Origin of the sequence: Thalassospira sp. B30-1, assembly GCF_015767575.1 — a bacterium.
Taxonomy (GTDB): Bacteria; Pseudomonadota; Alphaproteobacteria; order Rhodospirillales; family Thalassospiraceae; genus Thalassospira; species Thalassospira xiamenensis.
This window is the reverse complement of the sequence record NZ_CP065232.1, coordinates 2716897-2733609: the sequence shown is the minus strand read 5'-3', so window position 1 is coordinate 2733609 and position 16713 is coordinate 2716897. Positions and strand designations below refer to the sequence as shown.

General features: G+C 52.7%; 14 protein-coding genes. 10 read left to right on the top strand and 4 right to left on the bottom strand.

The features are described 5' to 3' along the window. Positions 1–32: 32 nt before the first annotated feature. A complete protein-coding gene (locus IT971_RS13170) occupies positions 33–716 on the bottom strand; it encodes an HAD-IA family hydrolase (protein WP_063095587.1) in 684 nt (227 codons plus the stop codon). A gap of 245 nt (positions 717–961) precedes the next feature. On the opposite strand from IT971_RS13170, the gene glmU reads away from it, so the two are divergent. The 5 genes from glmU (at position 962) to rfbA (ending at position 7094) form a co-directional block, all read left to right on the top strand. Beyond that, a complete protein-coding gene (gene glmU, locus IT971_RS13165; protein WP_063095589.1) occupies positions 962–2305 on the top strand; it encodes a bifunctional UDP-N-acetylglucosamine diphosphorylase/glucosamine-1-phosphate N-acetyltransferase GlmU in 1344 nt (447 codons plus the stop codon). 64 nt (positions 2306–2369) lie between these two features. Next, on the top strand, positions 2370–4193 hold the full coding sequence (glmS, locus tag IT971_RS13160; RefSeq protein WP_063095591.1) for a glutamine--fructose-6-phosphate transaminase (isomerizing): 1824 nt from the start codon (positions 2370–2372) through the stop codon (positions 4191–4193). 55 nt (positions 4194–4248) lie between these two features. Continuing rightward, complete coding sequence (rfbB, locus tag IT971_RS13155) at positions 4249–5304, top strand: dTDP-glucose 4,6-dehydratase (RefSeq protein WP_063095593.1); 1056 nt, start codon at positions 4249–4251, stop codon at positions 5302–5304. Between the two features lie 2 nt (positions 5305–5306). After that, positions 5307–6209: a dTDP-4-dehydrorhamnose reductase gene (gene rfbD / locus IT971_RS13150; protein WP_063095594.1), complete on the top strand. Its 903-nt coding sequence runs from the start codon at positions 5307–5309 to the stop codon at positions 6207–6209. A 3-nt stretch (positions 6210–6212) separates the two neighbouring features. Next, entirely contained in the window at positions 6213–7094 is an 882-nt protein-coding gene (gene rfbA / locus IT971_RS13145; RefSeq protein WP_063095596.1) for a glucose-1-phosphate thymidylyltransferase RfbA, read from the top strand. Positions 7095–7102: 8 nt separating this feature from the next. Here rfbA and rfbC read toward each other — a convergent pair whose 3' ends face one another. Then, positions 7103–7660, bottom strand: coding sequence for a dTDP-4-dehydrorhamnose 3,5-epimerase (gene rfbC / locus IT971_RS13140; protein ID WP_063095598.1), 558 nt, complete (start codon positions 7658–7660; stop codon positions 7103–7105). A gap of 422 nt (positions 7661–8082) precedes the next feature. Here rfbC and groES point away from each other — a divergent pair, with 422 nt between their 5' ends. Then, complete coding sequence (groES, locus tag IT971_RS13135; protein WP_007090384.1) at positions 8083–8370, top strand: co-chaperone GroES; 288 nt, start codon at positions 8083–8085, stop codon at positions 8368–8370. Positions 8371–8429: 59 nt separating this feature from the next. Further along, a complete protein-coding gene (groL, locus tag IT971_RS13130) occupies positions 8430–10085 on the top strand; it encodes a chaperonin GroEL (RefSeq protein ID WP_007090383.1) in 1656 nt (551 codons plus the stop codon). A 123-nt stretch (positions 10086–10208) separates the two neighbouring features. Here the strand turns inward: groL and IT971_RS13125 are convergent, their stop codons facing one another. Further along, the gene (locus IT971_RS13125; RefSeq protein WP_063095600.1) at positions 10209–11303 is read right to left on the bottom strand and encodes an NADH:flavin oxidoreductase/NADH oxidase; all 1095 of its coding nucleotides are present in this window, start codon (positions 11301–11303) and stop codon (positions 10209–10211) included. A gap of 309 nt (positions 11304–11612) precedes the next feature. On the opposite strand from IT971_RS13125, the gene IT971_RS13120 reads away from it, so the two are divergent. Continuing rightward, positions 11613–12116 carry an Hsp20/alpha crystallin family protein gene (locus IT971_RS13120; RefSeq protein WP_063095602.1) on the top strand — a complete coding sequence of 168 codons (504 nt, stop codon included), beginning with the start codon at positions 11613–11615 and terminating at the stop codon, positions 12114–12116. Between the two features lie 81 nt (positions 12117–12197). Here IT971_RS13120 and IT971_RS13115 read toward each other — a convergent pair whose 3' ends face one another. Continuing rightward, positions 12198–13301 carry a PLP-dependent cysteine synthase family protein gene (locus IT971_RS13115; RefSeq protein WP_063095604.1) on the bottom strand — a complete coding sequence of 368 codons (1104 nt, stop codon included), beginning with the start codon at positions 13299–13301 and terminating at the stop codon, positions 12198–12200. 183 nt (positions 13302–13484) lie between these two features. Between IT971_RS13115 and fliN the strand changes: the two genes are divergently transcribed. Both fliN and IT971_RS13105 read left to right on the top strand, forming a co-directional pair. Continuing rightward, positions 13485–13787, top strand: coding sequence for a flagellar motor switch protein FliN (gene fliN, locus IT971_RS13110; RefSeq protein WP_007090379.1), 303 nt, complete (start codon positions 13485–13487; stop codon positions 13785–13787). A gap of 202 nt (positions 13788–13989) precedes the next feature. Then, the gene (locus IT971_RS13105) at positions 13990–16326 is read left to right on the top strand and encodes a glucose/quinate/shikimate family membrane-bound PQQ-dependent dehydrogenase (protein ID WP_063095607.1); all 2337 of its coding nucleotides are present in this window, start codon (positions 13990–13992) and stop codon (positions 16324–16326) included. Positions 16327–16713: the final 387 nt, after the last annotated feature.

Here is a 16713-nt window from a genome sequence, read left to right as displayed (position 1 = left end):
GCGCGGGGTTATAAGGGGGTGATCAGGGGGTGTCAAGCAGCCTGTTTGACGATTTTCCCGATTGCGTCGGGCAGGTTTTCAAATGCAGTGACAACCCCATCCGCGGCGAGATTTTTTGCACGTGTATCATCGACTTCAAAGGCCACCGCAATGGCCGGAATGCCGAAATCGCGTGCGGCATTCACATCATTGGCATGATCGCCAACCATGATCGCGATATCGCCGCGTGCCCGGTCATATCCGGCTTGATCAAGGGCGAATGCCAAATGAGCGCCGTCGGGCTTTTTAACGTGCGTTGCATCGCCGCCGGCAATCACGGCAAACAGGTCGGAGACACCCAGCCGTTCAAGGATGCGTTTGCAGGGTGCGGTCGGTTTGTTTGATGCCAGACCAATGATCCAGCCATCTGATGCCAGATCTCGAAGGGTTGCTTCGGCATTTTCAAACAGGCGGGTATTGCCATAGTCGGTGTCGATATAACGTGTGGTGAAATCGCCTTCGCAGTCATCGAGCTGTTGACCATCAATCGTGACACCGCGTGCATCAAACGCCCGTTTGGTCAGCATTTTGGTGCCATCGCCCAGCATGGCTTCCAGTTCGGGACGAGCAAGTGGCGTAAGGTCGTGAGCGGCGAGGGTTTCGTTCATCGCAAACAGCAGATCATCCACCCCGTCAATCAGGGTGCCGTCAAGATCGAACAGGATGAATTTTGCCATTTTGCGATGCTGCCTTTGAAAACGAATATCGATTTATCGGACCTTAACCGAAATGGTGTCATTAACAAACGGTAACATCTGCTAACACGAAGTAACAAAACGTGATTCTTTCGGGGCTTTTGCCTTTGGGGATTATAGGTTAGGAGTTGCTTCAAATCGGCTGTGAAAGGTTCGGACCAGCATATCGTGACCGGATCGAAAACAAAGGGGACGCCGTGTAACGCATGGCACAACAGGGTTAAAGCATGTCGCGTGAATTAAGTGTGGTGGTTCTGGCTGCGGGTATGGGAACGCGAATGAAAAGCGCGATCCCCAAGGTCATGCACAAGATAGCAGGCAAACCGATGGTCAATCATGTGATTGATACGGCGGCCCATCTGAACGCAACCAAAACCATGGTTGTTGTCGGGCCGGATATGCCCAAGCTGATTGAGGTCGTCTCGCCGCATCCTACATTCGAACAAACGGATCGACTTGGAACCGCACATGCGGTTCTTGCCGCCAAAGAGGCCCTTCGTGGCCTTACGGGCAATGTGCTTGTGCTTTATGCCGACAGTCCGCTTTTTACTACCGAAACCCTCTCACGCCTTGTCGCGGCGCGCGAGCATGGTGATCACGCGGTTGTGGTTCTGGGGTTCCGCCCCGAAGACCCGACCGGTTATGGTCGCCTTGTGACCGATCCGGCAAATGGTGAGTTGTTGGCGATTGTTGAAGACAAGGAATGTGACGAAACGCAACGTGCGATCAAATTTTGCAATTCCGGTGTGATGTGCTTCCGTGCTGAAAGCATGATTGAAACCCTTGAAGCGATTGGAAATGCCAATGCCAAGGGCGAATATTACCTGACCGATGCGGTCGAGGTGGCGCGTGCCAACGGCAATAGTTGCGTTGCTGTTGAGGTCGCCGAGGAAGAAACGCTTGGTGTGAATTCCAGAAGCCAGCTTGCCGTGGCCGAAGCCATTATGCAGTCACGCCTGCGCGAGACGGCAATGGTGAATGGTGCGACCCTGATTGATCCGGGTTCGGTCTATCTGGCCAGCGACACCAGATTGGGCCGGGATGTTGTTATCGAGCCGAATGTGTTTTTCGGTCCCGGTGTTACGGTTGGCGATGAGGTAACCATCAAGGCCTTCAGCCATCTTGAAAGCTGTGTGGTGGGCGACAAAGCCGATATCGGGCCCTATGCCCGTTTGCGACCGGGCGCGGAAATTGGTGCCGGTGCCAGGGTTGGAAATTTTGTCGAGATCAAAAAGGCTGTTATTGAAGACGGGGCGAAGGTCAATCACCTCAGCTATATCGGTGATGCCCGTGTCGGGGCAAAGGCCAATATCGGTGCCGGAACCATCACATGCAATTACGACGGATACCGCAAACAGCATACCGATATCGGGGCAGGTGCATTTATCGGTTCCAATTCGGCACTGGTCGCCCCCGTATCCATCGGGGATGGTGCCATTATTGGTGCGGGCAGCACGATTACCGGAACGGTCGAAGCCGATGCCCTAGTGATAGAGCGTGCGCAACGGCTTGATAAACCGGGCTGGGCGCGGGTATTTCGCGAGAAGATGAAGGCCCTTTTGGGTAAGTAACGGCAATTAACGCGCGGCATTTGCGTGCGCGACGGGCAAAATTTCGACGGGGAAGACAACAACTATGTGCGGCATTATCGGCATTATTGGCAAGGACAGCGTCAGCGACCGTATTCTTGAGGGGCTTAAACGGCTTGAATATCGGGGCTATGACAGTGCCGGGATTGCGACCCTTGTGAACGGTCATATTGATCGTCGCCGGGCCGAAGGCAAGCTGATCAATCTTGCCAACCGTCTTGCGGAAATGCCGCTGGCGGGGGATGTCGGCATTGGTCACACCCGCTGGGCGACCCACGGTGTGCCGACCGAAAACAATGCCCATCCGCATACCGATGGCAAGGTTGCCGTGGTGCATAACGGCATCATCGAAAATTATCAGGAAATCAAGGCTGAGCTTTCCTGCAATGGCCGGGCTTTTGCCACTGATACCGACACTGAAGTGATTGTGCATCTGGTTTCCGACTTCCTTGATCAGGGCAAAACCCCGCGTGACGCAGTCGCCGCCACATTACATCGGATTGAGGGGGCCTTTGCGCTGGTAATCATGATTGCTGGGCAGCATGACGTGATTTTTGGCGCGCGCCGTGGCACGCCGCTTGCGGTTGGTTTGGGTGAGGGCGAAATGTATCTTGGCTCGGACGCGATGGCGTTGTCGCACCTTACGAACAAGCTGATTTACCTTGAAGAAGGTGATTGGGCCGAAGTGACCCGCGATGGTGTTCAGGTCCGTGACGAGCATGACAATGAAGTTACCCGTGAAACAAAGCTTTCGGCTGTTTCCGGAGCTATGATGGGCAAGGGTAACTATAACCATTTCATGCAGAAGGAAATTTTCGAACAGCCAGCCGTGATTGGCGACACGTTGCATGCCTTCATCAATCCGGCGACGCGGACGATCAAGCTGCCCGATATGCCGTTTTCGTTTAACGATGTCAGCCGGTTGACGATTGTGGCGTGCGGCACGTCCTTCTATGCCGGAATGGTGGCAAAGCACTGGATCGAACGCTATGCCGGGCTTGGCGTTGATGTCGATATCGCATCTGAATTCCGCTATCGGTGCCCGCCGCTTCCAAAAGGGGGTGTGGCGCTATTTCTTTCGCAATCCGGCGAGACGCTTGATACCTTGGCTGCCCTTCGTTATGCGAAGTCCAAGGGGCAGAAAATTGTTTCCATCGTCAATGTTGCCGAAAGCACGATTGCACGCGAAAGCGATGTGGTCTTGCTGACCTATGCCGGGCCGGAAATCGGGGTCGCATCGACCAAGGCCTTTACCACGCAATTGACTGTTCTGGCCTGTCTTGCTGTGACGATCGGGCGCGATAACGGCACTCTTGCCAAGGACGAGGAAGCCGCCATCGTCAACGCGCTGACCGAAGTGCCAAAACATGCGGCCGAAGTCCTTCATCATGACGATGAAATCCGTGAACTTGCGATCAATATCGCTGATGCGCGCGATGTGCTTTATATCGGCCGCGGCCTTGGCTATCCGATTGCGATGGAAGGGGCGCTAAAGCTTAAGGAAATTTCCTATATCCACGCCGAAGGCTATGCGGCGGGCGAGATGAAGCACGGCCCGATTGCCCTGATTGATCAGTCGGTTCCGATCATCGTGATTGCACCGTCCGACGAACTTTTTGAAAAAACCGCATCGAACATGCAGGAAGCGGCCGCACGAGGCGGACGGGTAATTTTCCTGTCTGATGCAGAGGGACTTGCGAAGCTTGGCGAGATGGCATCGGCCACGGTAGAGCTGCCAAAGGTTGCCGATTTTGTTGCGCCAATCCTGTATACTATTCCGGTTCAGATGCTGGCCTATCATGTGGCGGTCCATAAGGGTACGGATGTCGATCAGCCCCGTAACCTCGCCAAATCGGTTACGGTGGAATAAGGTCGATATTTCAGGCGACAGGTTGCACAGGTAGTTGGATAAACGGGCGGGGCCTATGAAAGTCATTGTGACAGGTGGTGCAGGGTTTATCGGGTCGGCGGTCTGCCGGCTTTTGGCCGGGCAGAAAAAGATTGAGGTTCTCAACCTTGATAAGCTGACATATGCGGCCGATTTGCACACTGTTGAAAGTGTTTCTTCGCTACCCAACTATCGTTTCGTAAAACAGGATATCTGTAACCGGGCAGAACTTGATCGGGTCTTTGAAGATTTTCAACCCGATGCTGTGATGCATCTGGCGGCAGAAAGCCACGTAGACCGTTCGATTGACGGGCCGTCTGAATTTATTCAGACGAATCTTGTTGGTACATTCACCCTGCTGGAAGCAGCACGTGATTATTTCAACGGCTTGTCTGCTGAACGACGGTCGACTTTCCGGTTTCATCATATTTCGACTGACGAGGTGTATGGTTCGCTTGGGGACGAGGGGCTTTTTACAGAAGAAACCCCCTATGCGCCCAATTCGCCATATTCTGCAAGCAAGGCGGGATCGGATCACCTGGTGCGCGCCTGGCATCATACGTATGGGTTGCCGGTGATTATCAGCAATTGTTCGAACAATTACGGGCCCTATCAATTCCCCGAGAAGCTGATCCCCCTGATGATCCTGAATATCTTGCATGGCAAGGCGTTGCCGGTTTATGGCGATGGCAAAAACACGCGGGACTGGCTTCATGTTGAAGACCATGCAGACGCGCTTTTTACCATTTTGACCGAGGGACGAATTGGCGAGAAATACAATGTCGGTGGTTGCAACGAAGTTGCAAATATTGATGTCGTGCGCAGCATATTTGATGTTGTGTCGCGGTTTCAGCCCGATGCTGTGACAGGTGACTTTGAGGCGCAGGTTCGGTTCGTGACCGACCGCCCGGGGCATGACTGGCGGTATGCGATTGATCCATCGAAGATGCGCGACGAGCTTGGCTGGGAACCAAAACACAGCTTTGAAAGCGGTCTGGAGCAGACAGTGAAATGGTATCTGTCAAATCGGGCGTGGTGGGAGCCGATCCTGAAAGATAAATATGCAGGTGAGCGCCTCGGAACGGTGAAATAGTAATGATTAATGCACTTGTCTTTGGCGCAAACGGCCAATTGGGAAGAAGTCTGGCGCTATGTGGTGCGGCTTTCCCTAAAGTCCGCTTGACACTCTTGGATCGAAGCAAGTGCGATTTATCCGATCTGTCGTCTATTGCCGCCGTGATTCGGAACAATGATCCGCAGGTGATCATCAATGCGGCTGCTTATACGGCTGTTGATCTTGCTGAAAATGATCGTGATAGCGCCTATCGGGTCAATTGCGATGCCGCTGATATGATGGCCCGTGCTGCCGACGATCTTGATATTCCGCTGATCCATTTTTCAACCGATTATGTTTTTGGTGGCGCGTCACAGCGCCCATACTGCGAAGATGATCCGGTCGCGCCACTTGGCGTTTACGGTGCCAGCAAACTGGCAGGCGAGAGCGCGGTGAGGGCTGCGGCTGAGCGCCACCTTATTTTGCGCACAGCCTGGGTTTACAGTCCGTTTGGCAAGAATTTCGTCAAAACGATGCTGGGATTAATGGCGCAACGTGATGTTCTGACGATTGTGAATGATCAGCATGGATGCCCGACATCGGCAATTGATCTGGTGAATGCGACCTTGCGATTATTACCGGTGATACTTGATCCGAATTTTTACGGATTTGGGACCTATCATCTTGTGTCCGATAATCAGATGACATGGTTTGATTTCGCCAAACGTATTCAGGATGCCGCGATTGCGCAGTTCGGGGCAAATTGGACTGGGAAAAATTGCAGGATTGATCCGGTAAACTCGGATGCCTTTCCAACGATTGCCAAGCGTCCAGCCTATTCCATAATGTCGACACAGAAATTTACCGATACTTTCGGTTACGGGCTGCCTGATATTTCGGAAAGCCTTCCGACATGTTTGAACAACCTTGAAGCGGGCAGATAGAAAATGCGTAAAGGCATCATTCTTGCGGGCGGAACCGGATCGCGGTTGCATCCGTCAACCCTTGTGGTTTCGAAGCAGCTTCAGCCGGTCTATGATAAACCTATGATCTATTATCCCCTGACAACTCTAATGTTGGCGGGGATTACAGAGATATTGGTGATCAGTACTCCGCGTGACGTGCCGTTGTTCAAGGAGCTTTTGGGGGATGGTTCAAAATGGGGAATAAGTCTGCACTACGCTGTGCAGGATGAGCCTCGTGGATTGGCTGATGCTTTTCTCGTCGGCGAAAAGTTTATCAAGAACGATCCTTGCTGTCTTATCTTAGGAGATAACATCTACTTCGGCCATGGGTTGCCGGAGCTGCTTTGCAATGCAATGGAACAGTCAGATGGTGCGACGGTTTTTGCTTATTTCGTGCAGGACCCTGAACGCTATGGTGTGGTTGAATTCAATAGTGATGGAGTAGCGCTCGATGTGGAGGAAAAGCCAAAGAATCCGAAGTCGAATTTCGCTGTGACCGGGCTATATTTTTACGACTCTCAAGTTGTCGATATTGCTAAAGCAATCAGGCCATCGAAGAGAGGCGAACTAGAGATTACGGATGTAAACAAGACCTATCTTCAACAGGGTAAGCTTCGAGTTGAGAAAATGGGGCGCGGGTATGCTTGGCTCGATACAGGGACCCATGATGCAATGCTTGATGCTGCTGATTTCGTTCGAACTGTGGAAAACCGCCAAAGTCTTAAAATTGCATGTCCTGAGGAAATTGCTTTACGGCGCGGCTTGATAAGCATCGATCAGTTTGAAGCTTTGATCAATGGATTTGGCGCTAGTTCATATCGCGAGTATTTGCAGATGGTACTGCGTACATATGGGCAGATGTGATTCGCGTATCAGAATGCAGGATTGCGACAATATTCAGCGAAGCTTATAGCGTTCGAATCCTTTTCAGAAACCGTTACTTTTGTCGGATCTATTTGCCAATCGATATCAAGATATGGATCATCCCATCTGATGGAGCACTCCGTTTCGGGAGCGTAAGTATTTGAAACCTTATAGTGAACCTCTGTATCTGGCTCTAGCGTCACAAAGCCGTGCGCAAAACCAACGGGAACAAAAATTTGGTTCCATTTGTCCGAGCTGATTTCGGCAAAAACATTCTTGCCGAAGGTTGGTGAGCCGACGCGGATATCGACAGCCACATCAAGGATGCTTCCCCTGATAACCCGTATCAGTTTATCTTGTGCAAAGGGGGCTTTCTGGAAGTGAAGCCCCCTAAGAACTCCGACCTTGCGTGACAGTGATTGGTTGTCCTGAACGAACTTGGTATCGATGCCGATTTCCGAAAACATTTTTTGATTGTAAGTTTCAGAGAAGAACCCCCGCTCGTCTTCGAATTTCTTAGGGTAAAGTAGTTTGATATCGGGAATTTCCAGAAGTTCGAGCTTCATAAAGTCACCTTTGAGGAGCGGTGTTCGATATAGGGATTAGTGCCCGGCAAATAGGCGAGGAAACGAATATCGCACTTCTGATGATTTTAAAAGGCGCTCTGAACTTTTTAACGCCGTGTACCCATCGAAGGGGTTTTCGTCATAATATTGCCCTTTGTCATGATTGTCCTCGCGTGATAAAGATGCCTCTTGAAAATGATCGTGGCGCGGCGCGTGGGCGAAGCGCGCCAGCTTAATTGTCGCAAGTGCGAGAAAATCCCCAAAATCATGACATTTTTGCGTCCTTTTGTTCTCTTCTGTTGACAAATTCCGATGGCTTCAATACATGCTGTTAGCACTCGCTGGGGGTGAGTGCTAATACGGACTCATCCCGGTTAGTTTTGTACTTAATCGAGCCATACTTAAACACGGAGTTGTCTAACATGAAGTTCCGTCCGTTACATGATCGTGTGCTGGTCCGTCGTGTCGAATCCGACACCAAGACTGCCGGTGGCATCATTATCCCGGATACCGCGAAAGAAAAACCGCAGGAAGGCGAGATCATCGCTGTCGGTTCCGGTGTTCGCAAAGAAGACGGCTCGCTTGTAGCGCTTGACGTCAAGGCTGGTGACAAGGTTCTGTTCGGCAAATGGTCGGGCACAGAAGTCAAGGTCGATGGCGAAGAGCTGCTGATCATGAAAGAGTCCGACATTATGGGCATCATGGAATAAGTCAGCCTTTTGGTGACTTAAATCCACGTTCATCCGTCTCATAGAGAGGAAAGAATACTATGGCTGCTAAAGAAGTAAAATTCTCCACCGACGCCCGCGCCAAAATGCTGCGCGGTGTCGACATCCTTGCTGATGCCGTTAAAGTGACGCTCGGCCCGAAAGGCCGTAACGTTGTCATCGAAAAATCCTTTGGCGCACCGCGCGTGACCAAGGACGGCGTTTCGGTCGCCAAGGAAATCGAACTTTCTGACAAGTTCGAAAACATGGGCGCACAGATGCTGCGTGAAGTGGCTTCCAAAACCGCCGATCTGGCTGGTGACGGCACCACCACCGCAACCGTTCTGGCACAGGCAATCGTTCGTGAAGGCAACAAGTCCGTTGCTGCTGGCATGAACCCGATGGACCTGAAACGCGGTATTGATCTTGCGACGACCAAAGTAATCGAAGCCATCCAGAGCCGCGCTCGTAAAGTTTCGGGCAAGGACGAGATTGCACAGGTTGGTAACATTTCGGCCAACGGTGACCGTGAAGTCGGCGACATGATCGCTGAAGCCATGGAAAAAGTTGGCAACGAAGGTGTTATCACCGTCGAGGAAGCCAAGGGCCTGCACACCGAACTCGACGTTGTCGAAGGCATGCAGTTTGATCGTGGTTACTTGTCGCCGTACTTCGTAACCAATCCGGAAAAGATGGTTGCCGAACTCGACAACCCGTATGTTCTTCTGTTCGACAAAAAAGTTTCCTCGTTGCAGCCGCTGCTGCCGCTTCTGGAAGCTGTCGTTCAGTCGGGCAAGCCGCTTCTTATCATTGCTGAAGACGTCGAAGGCGAAGCTCTTGCGACCCTCGTCGTTAACAAGCTGCGCGGTGGTCTGAAAATCGCTGCTGTCAAAGCACCGGGCTTCGGCGACCGTCGCAAAGCAATGCTCGAAGACATCGCCATCCTTACCGGTGGTCAGGTTGTCTCCGAAGATCTCGGCATCAAGCTTGAGAGCGTTACGCTCGATATGCTCGGTACCGCGAAATCGATCACTATCACCAAAGAAGAAACCACCATCGTTGATGGTGCCGGTGAGAAAGCCCAGATCGAAGCCCGCGTTGGCCAGATCCGTGCACAGATCGAAGAAACCACTTCGGATTACGACCGCGAGAAACTGCAGGAACGTCTTGCGAAACTCGCTGGCGGTGTTGCCGTGATCAAAATTGGTGGCGCTTCGGAAATCGAAGTGAAAGAACGCAAAGACCGCGTTGACGATGCCCTGCACGCAACTCGCGCTGCTGTTGAAGAAGGTATCGTTGCTGGTGGCGGTACGGCTCTGCTGTACGCGACCCGCGCTCTTGACGGTCTTGAAGGTGTAAACCATGACCAGACCATCGGTGTCGACATCGTCCGTCGCGCGCTGCAGGCTCCGGTCCGTCAGATCGCTCAGAACGCTGGTGTTGATGGCGCGGTTGTCGCTGGCAAGCTGCTTGAGCAGGATGATGTTGAATTCGGCTTCGACGCCCAGAAAGGTGAATACACCAACCTGGTCAAAGCCGGCATCATTGACCCGGCCAAAGTTGTTCGTACTGCCCTGCAGGACGCAGCATCGGTCGCAGGTCTGCTGATCACCACCGAATGCATGATCGCTGAAAAGCCGGAAGATAAATCCTCCGGTGGCGCGCCTGACATGGGCGGCATGGGTGGTATGGGCGGCATGGGCGGTATGGGCTTCTAAGCCTTACCACCAACCGACCTTCTTGCTAAGGAAAGGGTCTCGCATTTGCGAGGCCCTTTTCATTTTTTGTATCGATTGCGACAAAAATCCCCGCAATCATATAAGTTGCGGGGATTTTCCAGATTAACCGAACAGCTTTTTAAGTGTGCGTGGCTGACAGCGCAGATACTGATTGGCCGCCTTGACCTCGGCGCCAAGGCTTGCTGCCGCATGCCACGGCCAGCGCGGGTCATAAAGAATGCCACGCGCCAGCGCAATGGCATCGGCCTGACCGGTGAAGACAATGGCCTCTGCCTGTTCTGCTTCGGTAATCAGGCCAACCGCGATGGTGGTCATGCCGGTTTCCGATTTGATGCGATCTGCAAAGGGGACCTGATAGTTCGGGCCAACGGGGATATTCTGATCGATGTGAAGACCGCCAGATGACACATGGATAAAATCGCAACCGCGTTCCTTCAGGACACGGGCCAGTTCGACGCTTTGATCAATATCCCAGCCGCCTTCGACCCAATCAGAAGCCGAAATCCGAATGCCGACCGGTTTGGCTGGATCGAAAGCAGCGCGAACTGCGTCATAAACCTCGATCACGATCCGCATACGATTTTCAAGCGATCCACCATAGTCGTCATCGCGTTTGTTGGAATGTGGTGAGAGGAATTGATGGAGCAGGTACCCGTGTGCCCCGTGAATTTCTATGGCATCAAGACCAAGTCGATCCGCGCGCTTGGCCGCATCGGCAAAGCCCTGAATGATTTCGCGGATGCGTGAGGTGTTGAGTGCCTCTGGTTCCGGGTCGCCTGCACGGAACGGAACAGCGGACGGGGCAACAACCTGCCAGCCATTTTCATGATCCGGTTCAATTGCGCCACCACCATCCCAAGGCTTTTCGCAGGATGCCTTACGCCCAGCATGGGCAAGCTGGATGGCAATTGGCATGTCGGAATGGCTGCGCACAGCGGCGAGGGTCTTGCCAAGGGCTGCTTCGGTTTCATCGTCCCATAGTCCAAGATCGCCATAGGTAATGCGGCCTTCGGGTTCAATCGCAGATGCCTCGATTATCAGAAGGCCGGCACCGGATTGGGCAAGATTGCCAAGATGCATGTCGTGCCATGCCGTGGCTTTACCGTTATCGGCGGAATATTGGCACATCGGCGCTATGACAATGCGGTTTTCCAGTTCAAGCTTGCCAAGGCAGAGCGGAGTAAAAAGGTGGCTCATGGAGGTGTCCTGTATCAGTGGGGGCAGGGGTTCCTACCGACAATGACATGAAGCTAGTTGGAAATTGCAGTTCGCGCCATAGGGATCCTAGGCTTTTCCGTCTTGTGGAATGGTCGGCCAGATAAGGACACCGATGAGGGCGAGATAAGGAGCGAAAAAATTTTCAAAAAAATGCGTGCACCTACTTGCGGAAAAATGACCCTGATCTATTTGTTGAATCGAAGGGCCATGGTGGCCTTGTACGCGTCAGGGTTGCAGCATGTCTGGACCTGTGGCGCAAGAACTACCTGTCTGTTTAGGAGGGTAATTATGACTGGTCTTCAGACTGTAAATGGTACTGCTCGTCGTCTGGCTTCGCGTCCGGCATATGGTGATCCGTTTGGTGTTTTCGGACGTGATTTTGATCGTATGATCGGCTCGATCTTTGGACGTGACGGGCTTGTGAATTCTGCTGGTGCAAGTGGTGACGAGGTGTCGCAAAAGCTTTTGACCCCGCGCATCGACGTCCACGAAACTGATGACAATATCGAACTTGCCGCCGAACTTCCGGGTGTTGAACAGGGCGATGTTGATGTCTCGGTGCTTGAAGGTGTCCTGACGATTACGGGTGAAAAGAAATCAACCCGTGAAAGCAATGATGGTGCCCGTGTTGTTGAGCGCACCTATGGCAGATTCAAACGCTCATTCCGTCTGCCTGATACCGTCGATGCAGACAAGATTGCGGCATCGTTTAAGAACGGTGTCCTGACGCTCACTCTCCCTAAAGTAGCGGAAGTGAAGCCGGAGCCGCGCAAGATCGTGATTTCCGGGTAAGTTTTGCCTCAACCTTGACGAAGCACCTGAACGGGCGGAGAAATCCGCCCGTCTTTTTTGTCTGCGGTCGCATGGCGATGGTTAGTGAGCCGTGCAGCAATCCATCGGCATTTCAAACACACCGGTTTTATCGAAGGCTTCGAGGGCGGCATGCCAAGGGTCAAGGTCGATGCCCTGTTTGGTGATCCAGTCGGGATTGTAATAGGTATCGCGATAGCGATCACCGCCATCGCACAGAAGGGTAACAACCGATCCGCTTTCGCCGGTCTTTTTCATCTGACTGATCAGTGACAGGGTGGCGATCAGGTTGGTGCCGGTCGACCCGCCGCAGCGACGGCCCATATGTTTTTCCAGATATTGCAGGGCGGCGAAGCTGCCGGCATCCGGTACGCGGATCATGTGATCGACGACGTTGGGATTAAAGCTTGGTTCAACGCGCGGGCGACCGATGCCTTCGACGCGTGATGCCTTTTGCCCGGTGATGTCACATTTGCCGGTTTCATAAGCGTCATAGAAAACAGAGTTTTCCGGATCCGCGACGCAAAGTTCGCATCCCATGCCAAGGATCTGTCCGTAACGGATATAGCGACCAATGGTAGAAGATGTTCCACCCGTACCGGCACCAACAATGATCCAGCGCGGAACAGGGTGGGGTTCGCGTTTGAGCTGGTCAAAGATGCTTTCGGCGATATTGTTGTTACCCCGCCAGTCAGTTGCGCGTTCGGCATAGGTGAACTGGTCCATGTAATGGCCGCCCAGTTCCCGCGCCAGGCGTTGGGATTCGGCATAAATCTGGCCGCTGTGTTCGACCAGATGGCTTTCGCCGCCATAAAAGGCGATCTGATCGATTTTCTGTTGCGATGTTGATTTGGGCATCACCGCAATAAAGCGAAGCCCCAGAAGGCGGGCAAAATAGGCTTCGGACACGGCAGTGGAGCCGCTTGATGCCTCGATGATCGGGGTGTCTTTGGATATCCAGCCATTGCAAAGGCCATACAGGAACAATGAGCGCGCCAGGCGATGCTTCAGGCTGCCGGACGGATGGGTCGATTCATCCTTGAGGTAAAGCCCGATGCCATCAAGTGACGGCAGATCAAGACGGATCAGATGGGTGTCTGCAGACCGGTTGAAGTCGGCTTCGATGATGTTGATGGCATCAGCCACCCATTGGCGATCGTAGCTCATGAAAAGTCCTGTATTTCTGTTTGGCGCTGGTGACGCGATCGTTGAAGGTTTCTTCATGTAGGCGATTATTATACAGAAAACTACCGTAAATTTTGCGAATAAGCTTGCTAACACTTTTTTCAAAGCTAACCTCTAGAATAGAGTTTCGCGATTCTTCCATTTTATCCGGGTGATCTGGTTACCATGGCTAAAAACGACGACGATCCTTTTGCCAAACGTCACGCTGCATCTGAAATCGGGGCGGCGTATGATGTGCCGGTACGCGTATCGACCGTGATCGGCAAAAGCCAGATTCAGGTTGCACAATTGATGCGCCTGACCCGCGGTGCGGTTCTTGAACTGGATCGCAAAGTGGGGGAGCCGGTTGATATTTACGTCAATAACCGGTTGGTGGCACGTGGGGAACTCGTTGTCGTGGATGAAAACCTGGGTGTAACGATCACCGAAGTTGTTAAATCCGGTACCATTATCGAGACCCATCACTAAGAGATTTTCCAAAGAACTCGGCCATTTTGCAAACCACCGGATTGTTGACGGCCGGTGGTTTTTATTTTTCCCGATGTTGGTTGGAACCGTTGTTGCTGTCTGTGCGTTCTGGAAAAAATGCCGATACTGCCTTTAACCTGCCATTTTGTGGTCAAAGGCTGTGTCGGTATGTCCCGCTTTTACGCACAACGAGGACAATCTCATGATCAATATTCTGACATCCGGGTTGCTGGCCTTGATCGGACTGGCACTTGGTGCCGGGGGCGTCTGGCTTATTTTGCTGGATGGTAGCTGGTATTATGCATTTGCCGGATTGGCATTTCTGATTGCCGCAGCTCTTTCATTCGCAAAACGACCTGTCGTTTTACCGTTTTACGCACTTTTCATGATCGCAAGCCTTGGCTGGGCCGTTTGGGAAGTCGGGTTTGACTGGTGGCAGTTGGGACCGCGCGGTGGTTTGATTGTCTTGATCGGCCTTTGGCTTGCCATGCCTGCCTATCGCAAGACGCTTCTGGTCGGGCAGCCAGTGCCGGAAGTCAAACCAACACGTTCGTTCGTGCTGGAGGGCAGCCTTGTCCTGGCGATTGTTGTTGCGGTGTATTCGATGATGAATAACCCCCATGCAATCGAGGGCCAGTTAAACGACAGCCCGGTTGTTTCCAGTCCTGACCTGGGCGGCGATGTTCCGGCAGGTGACTGGCATCAATATGGACGGACACCGTTCGGGCAACGTTATTCGCCTCTTGATCAGATCAACACCGATAATGTTGCGACACTTGAACAGGCGTGGGTTTTTCAGACCGGCGATGTCAGGCGGTCCGAAGACGTGCCTGAAACGACCTATCAGGTGACGCCTCTTAAGATCAATGACACGCTTTACCTGTGTACGCCACATAGCTGGGCAATGGCGATTGATGCCAAAACCGGGCAGGAAAAATGGCGGTTTGATCCGGAAGTTCCCGATAATACCGACCGGCAGCACCAAACCTGCCGAGGAGTGACATTCTATCAGGATACCGCGATGTCAGCAGATGCATCGTGTGCCGCAAGGGTGTATCTGCCGACGTCGGATGCGCGACTGATTGCCCTTGATGCTAATAACGGCGAGATTTGCGCCGACTTTGGTGATCAGGGAACCGTCCATCTGGAAGAGGGCATGCCCTACAACCCGGCCGGATATTATTATTCTACCTCGCCGCCGGTTGTTGCTGATGGCAAGATCATTATTGGCGGTGCGGTGAATGACAATTATTCGACCAAATCCCAGTCGGGTGTCATTCGTGCCTATGACGTCAATAGCGGTGAGCTGGTGTGGAACTGGGATTCTGGCAATCCGGAACAGACCGAACCGATCCCCGAAGGTCAGACCTATACCGCGAATTCACCCAATAGCTGGTCAGTGTCGAGCGCAGATGAGGAGCTCGGCATGATCTATGTGCCGCTGGGCAACAAGGTGCCCGATCAATTGGGTATGGGGCGTAGTGAAGAGGTTGAAACCTATTCATCATCCATCGTTGCGCTTAGCCTTGAAACCGGACAGGTCCAGTGGGTGCGCCAGACGGTGCATCACGACCTTTGGGATATGGATGTTCCGGCCCAGCCCGCGTTGCTCGATATCACCACATCCGATGGTGAAAATGTCCCGGCACTTGTCGGACCGACCAAGCAGGGTGATATCTATGTCCTTGATCGCCGAACGGGCGAACCGATCATTCCGGTTAGGGAAGTTCCCGCACCTGGCGGTGCGATCCCGGAGGATTTCACGGCGCCGACACAGCCGGTATCGGACCTGACCTTCATGCCCGAACCGCTGACGGAAAAGGACATGTGGGGCATTACACTGTTTGATCAGCTGGCATGTCGCATTCAGTTCCATCAGTTGAAATATGAAGGCCGTTACACCCCGCCTTCTTTGGAAGGGACGCTGGTTTATCCCGGTAATTTCGGCACATTCAATTGGGGCAGTGTGGCGATTGATCCCGAAAAACAGATCATGTTCGGCATGCCGACATATCTTGCTTTCACATCGCAATTGATCCCACGCGACGAAGTGCCGCCGCGCGGTACGGAAAAAGCCAGCGAGATGGGGATCAACCGCAATGAAGGCGCGCCTTATGCAGTCAATATGGGGCCATTCCTGTCACCAGTTGGCGTACCGTGCCAGGCTCCGCCATGGGGCTATGTCGCGGGGGCGGACCTTCGCACTGGCGAGGTTGTTTACAAGCATAAAAACGGTACGGTTGAGGACATGACACCCCTGCCATTACCGTTCGAGCTTGGTGTGCCAGGCATCGGTGGTCCGATCATCACCAAGGGTGGTGTGGCGTTCCTTGGTGCGGCGGTTGATAACTACTTCCGTGCCTATGACGTCACCACGGGCAAACAGCTTTGGGAGGCGCGGCTGCCTGCTGGTGGGCAGTCAACGCCGATGACCTACACCACCGATGACGGCACACAATATGTGCTGATCGTTGCTGGTGGGCACGGTTCCATCGGAACCAAGGCCGGTGATTACGTGGTGGCCTATAAACTGCCCTAAGCACGTTTCGAATATCTGTAAAAAGCGTCCGGTTTGTCCGGGCGCTTTTTGTTTGGGACAATTCAAATCGGGAATCGCAACTGGCGTTTTGCGAATTTGTAGGATGCTGATCACCCCAAACTCAACCTTTGGGATCAAGCTGTTCGCAAAAATTTTGCTGATCTTTTGCTTGACCGCAGGGGGAGTAAAAAATGCCTTTGCCGCGAATCATTGGATATCCGGGATTGTAACGGAACTGATACAATCAATTGACGATTTTTTATTCATTCCCACTACATATTGTGTTTTCAATCCGGCTTTGAGCAGGCATAACCATTTTCAAACGGGCATTGGAAACGGCTATTTTTCATGATCTGGCAGGCCGTCAACCGGGGCCGGATCAGGCAA

Bases quoted from the DNA above. Each gene is read 5' to 3' on its own strand.
- glmU (WP_063095589.1), top strand. From the start codon at position 962: ATGTCGCGTGAATTAAGTGTGGTGGTTCTGGCTGCGGGTATGGGAACG.
- glmS (WP_063095591.1), top strand. From the start codon at position 2,370: ATGTGCGGCATTATCGGCATTATTGGCAAGGACAGCGTCAGCGACCGT.
- rfbB (WP_063095593.1), top strand. From the start codon at position 4,249: ATGAAAGTCATTGTGACAGGTGGTGCAGGGTTTATCGGGTCGGCGGTC.
- groES (WP_007090384.1), top strand. From the start codon at position 8,083: ATGAAGTTCCGTCCGTTACATGATCGTGTGCTGGTCCGTCGTGTCGAA.
- IT971_RS13105 (WP_063095607.1), top strand. From the start codon at position 13,990: ATGATCAATATTCTGACATCCGGGTTGCTGGCCTTGATCGGACTGGCA.
- IT971_RS13120 (WP_063095602.1), top strand. From the start codon at position 11,613: ATGACTGGTCTTCAGACTGTAAATGGTACTGCTCGTCGTCTGGCTTCG.
- rfbA (WP_063095596.1), top strand. From the start codon at position 6,213: ATGCGTAAAGGCATCATTCTTGCGGGCGGAACCGGATCGCGGTTGCAT.
- rfbC (WP_063095598.1), bottom strand. From the start codon at position 7,660: ATGAAGCTCGAACTTCTGGAAATTCCCGATATCAAACTACTTTACCCT.
- rfbD (WP_063095594.1), top strand. From the start codon at position 5,307: ATGATTAATGCACTTGTCTTTGGCGCAAACGGCCAATTGGGAAGAAGT.
- groL (WP_007090383.1), top strand. From the start codon at position 8,430: ATGGCTGCTAAAGAAGTAAAATTCTCCACCGACGCCCGCGCCAAAATG.
- IT971_RS13125 (WP_063095600.1), bottom strand. From the start codon at position 11,303: ATGAGCCACCTTTTTACTCCGCTCTGCCTTGGCAAGCTTGAACTGGAA.
- fliN (WP_007090379.1), top strand. From the start codon at position 13,485: ATGGCTAAAAACGACGACGATCCTTTTGCCAAACGTCACGCTGCATCT.
- IT971_RS13115 (WP_063095604.1), bottom strand. From the start codon at position 13,301: ATGAGCTACGATCGCCAATGGGTGGCTGATGCCATCAACATCATCGAA.
- IT971_RS13170 (WP_063095587.1), bottom strand. From the start codon at position 716: ATGGCAAAATTCATCCTGTTCGATCTTGACGGCACCCTGATTGACGGG.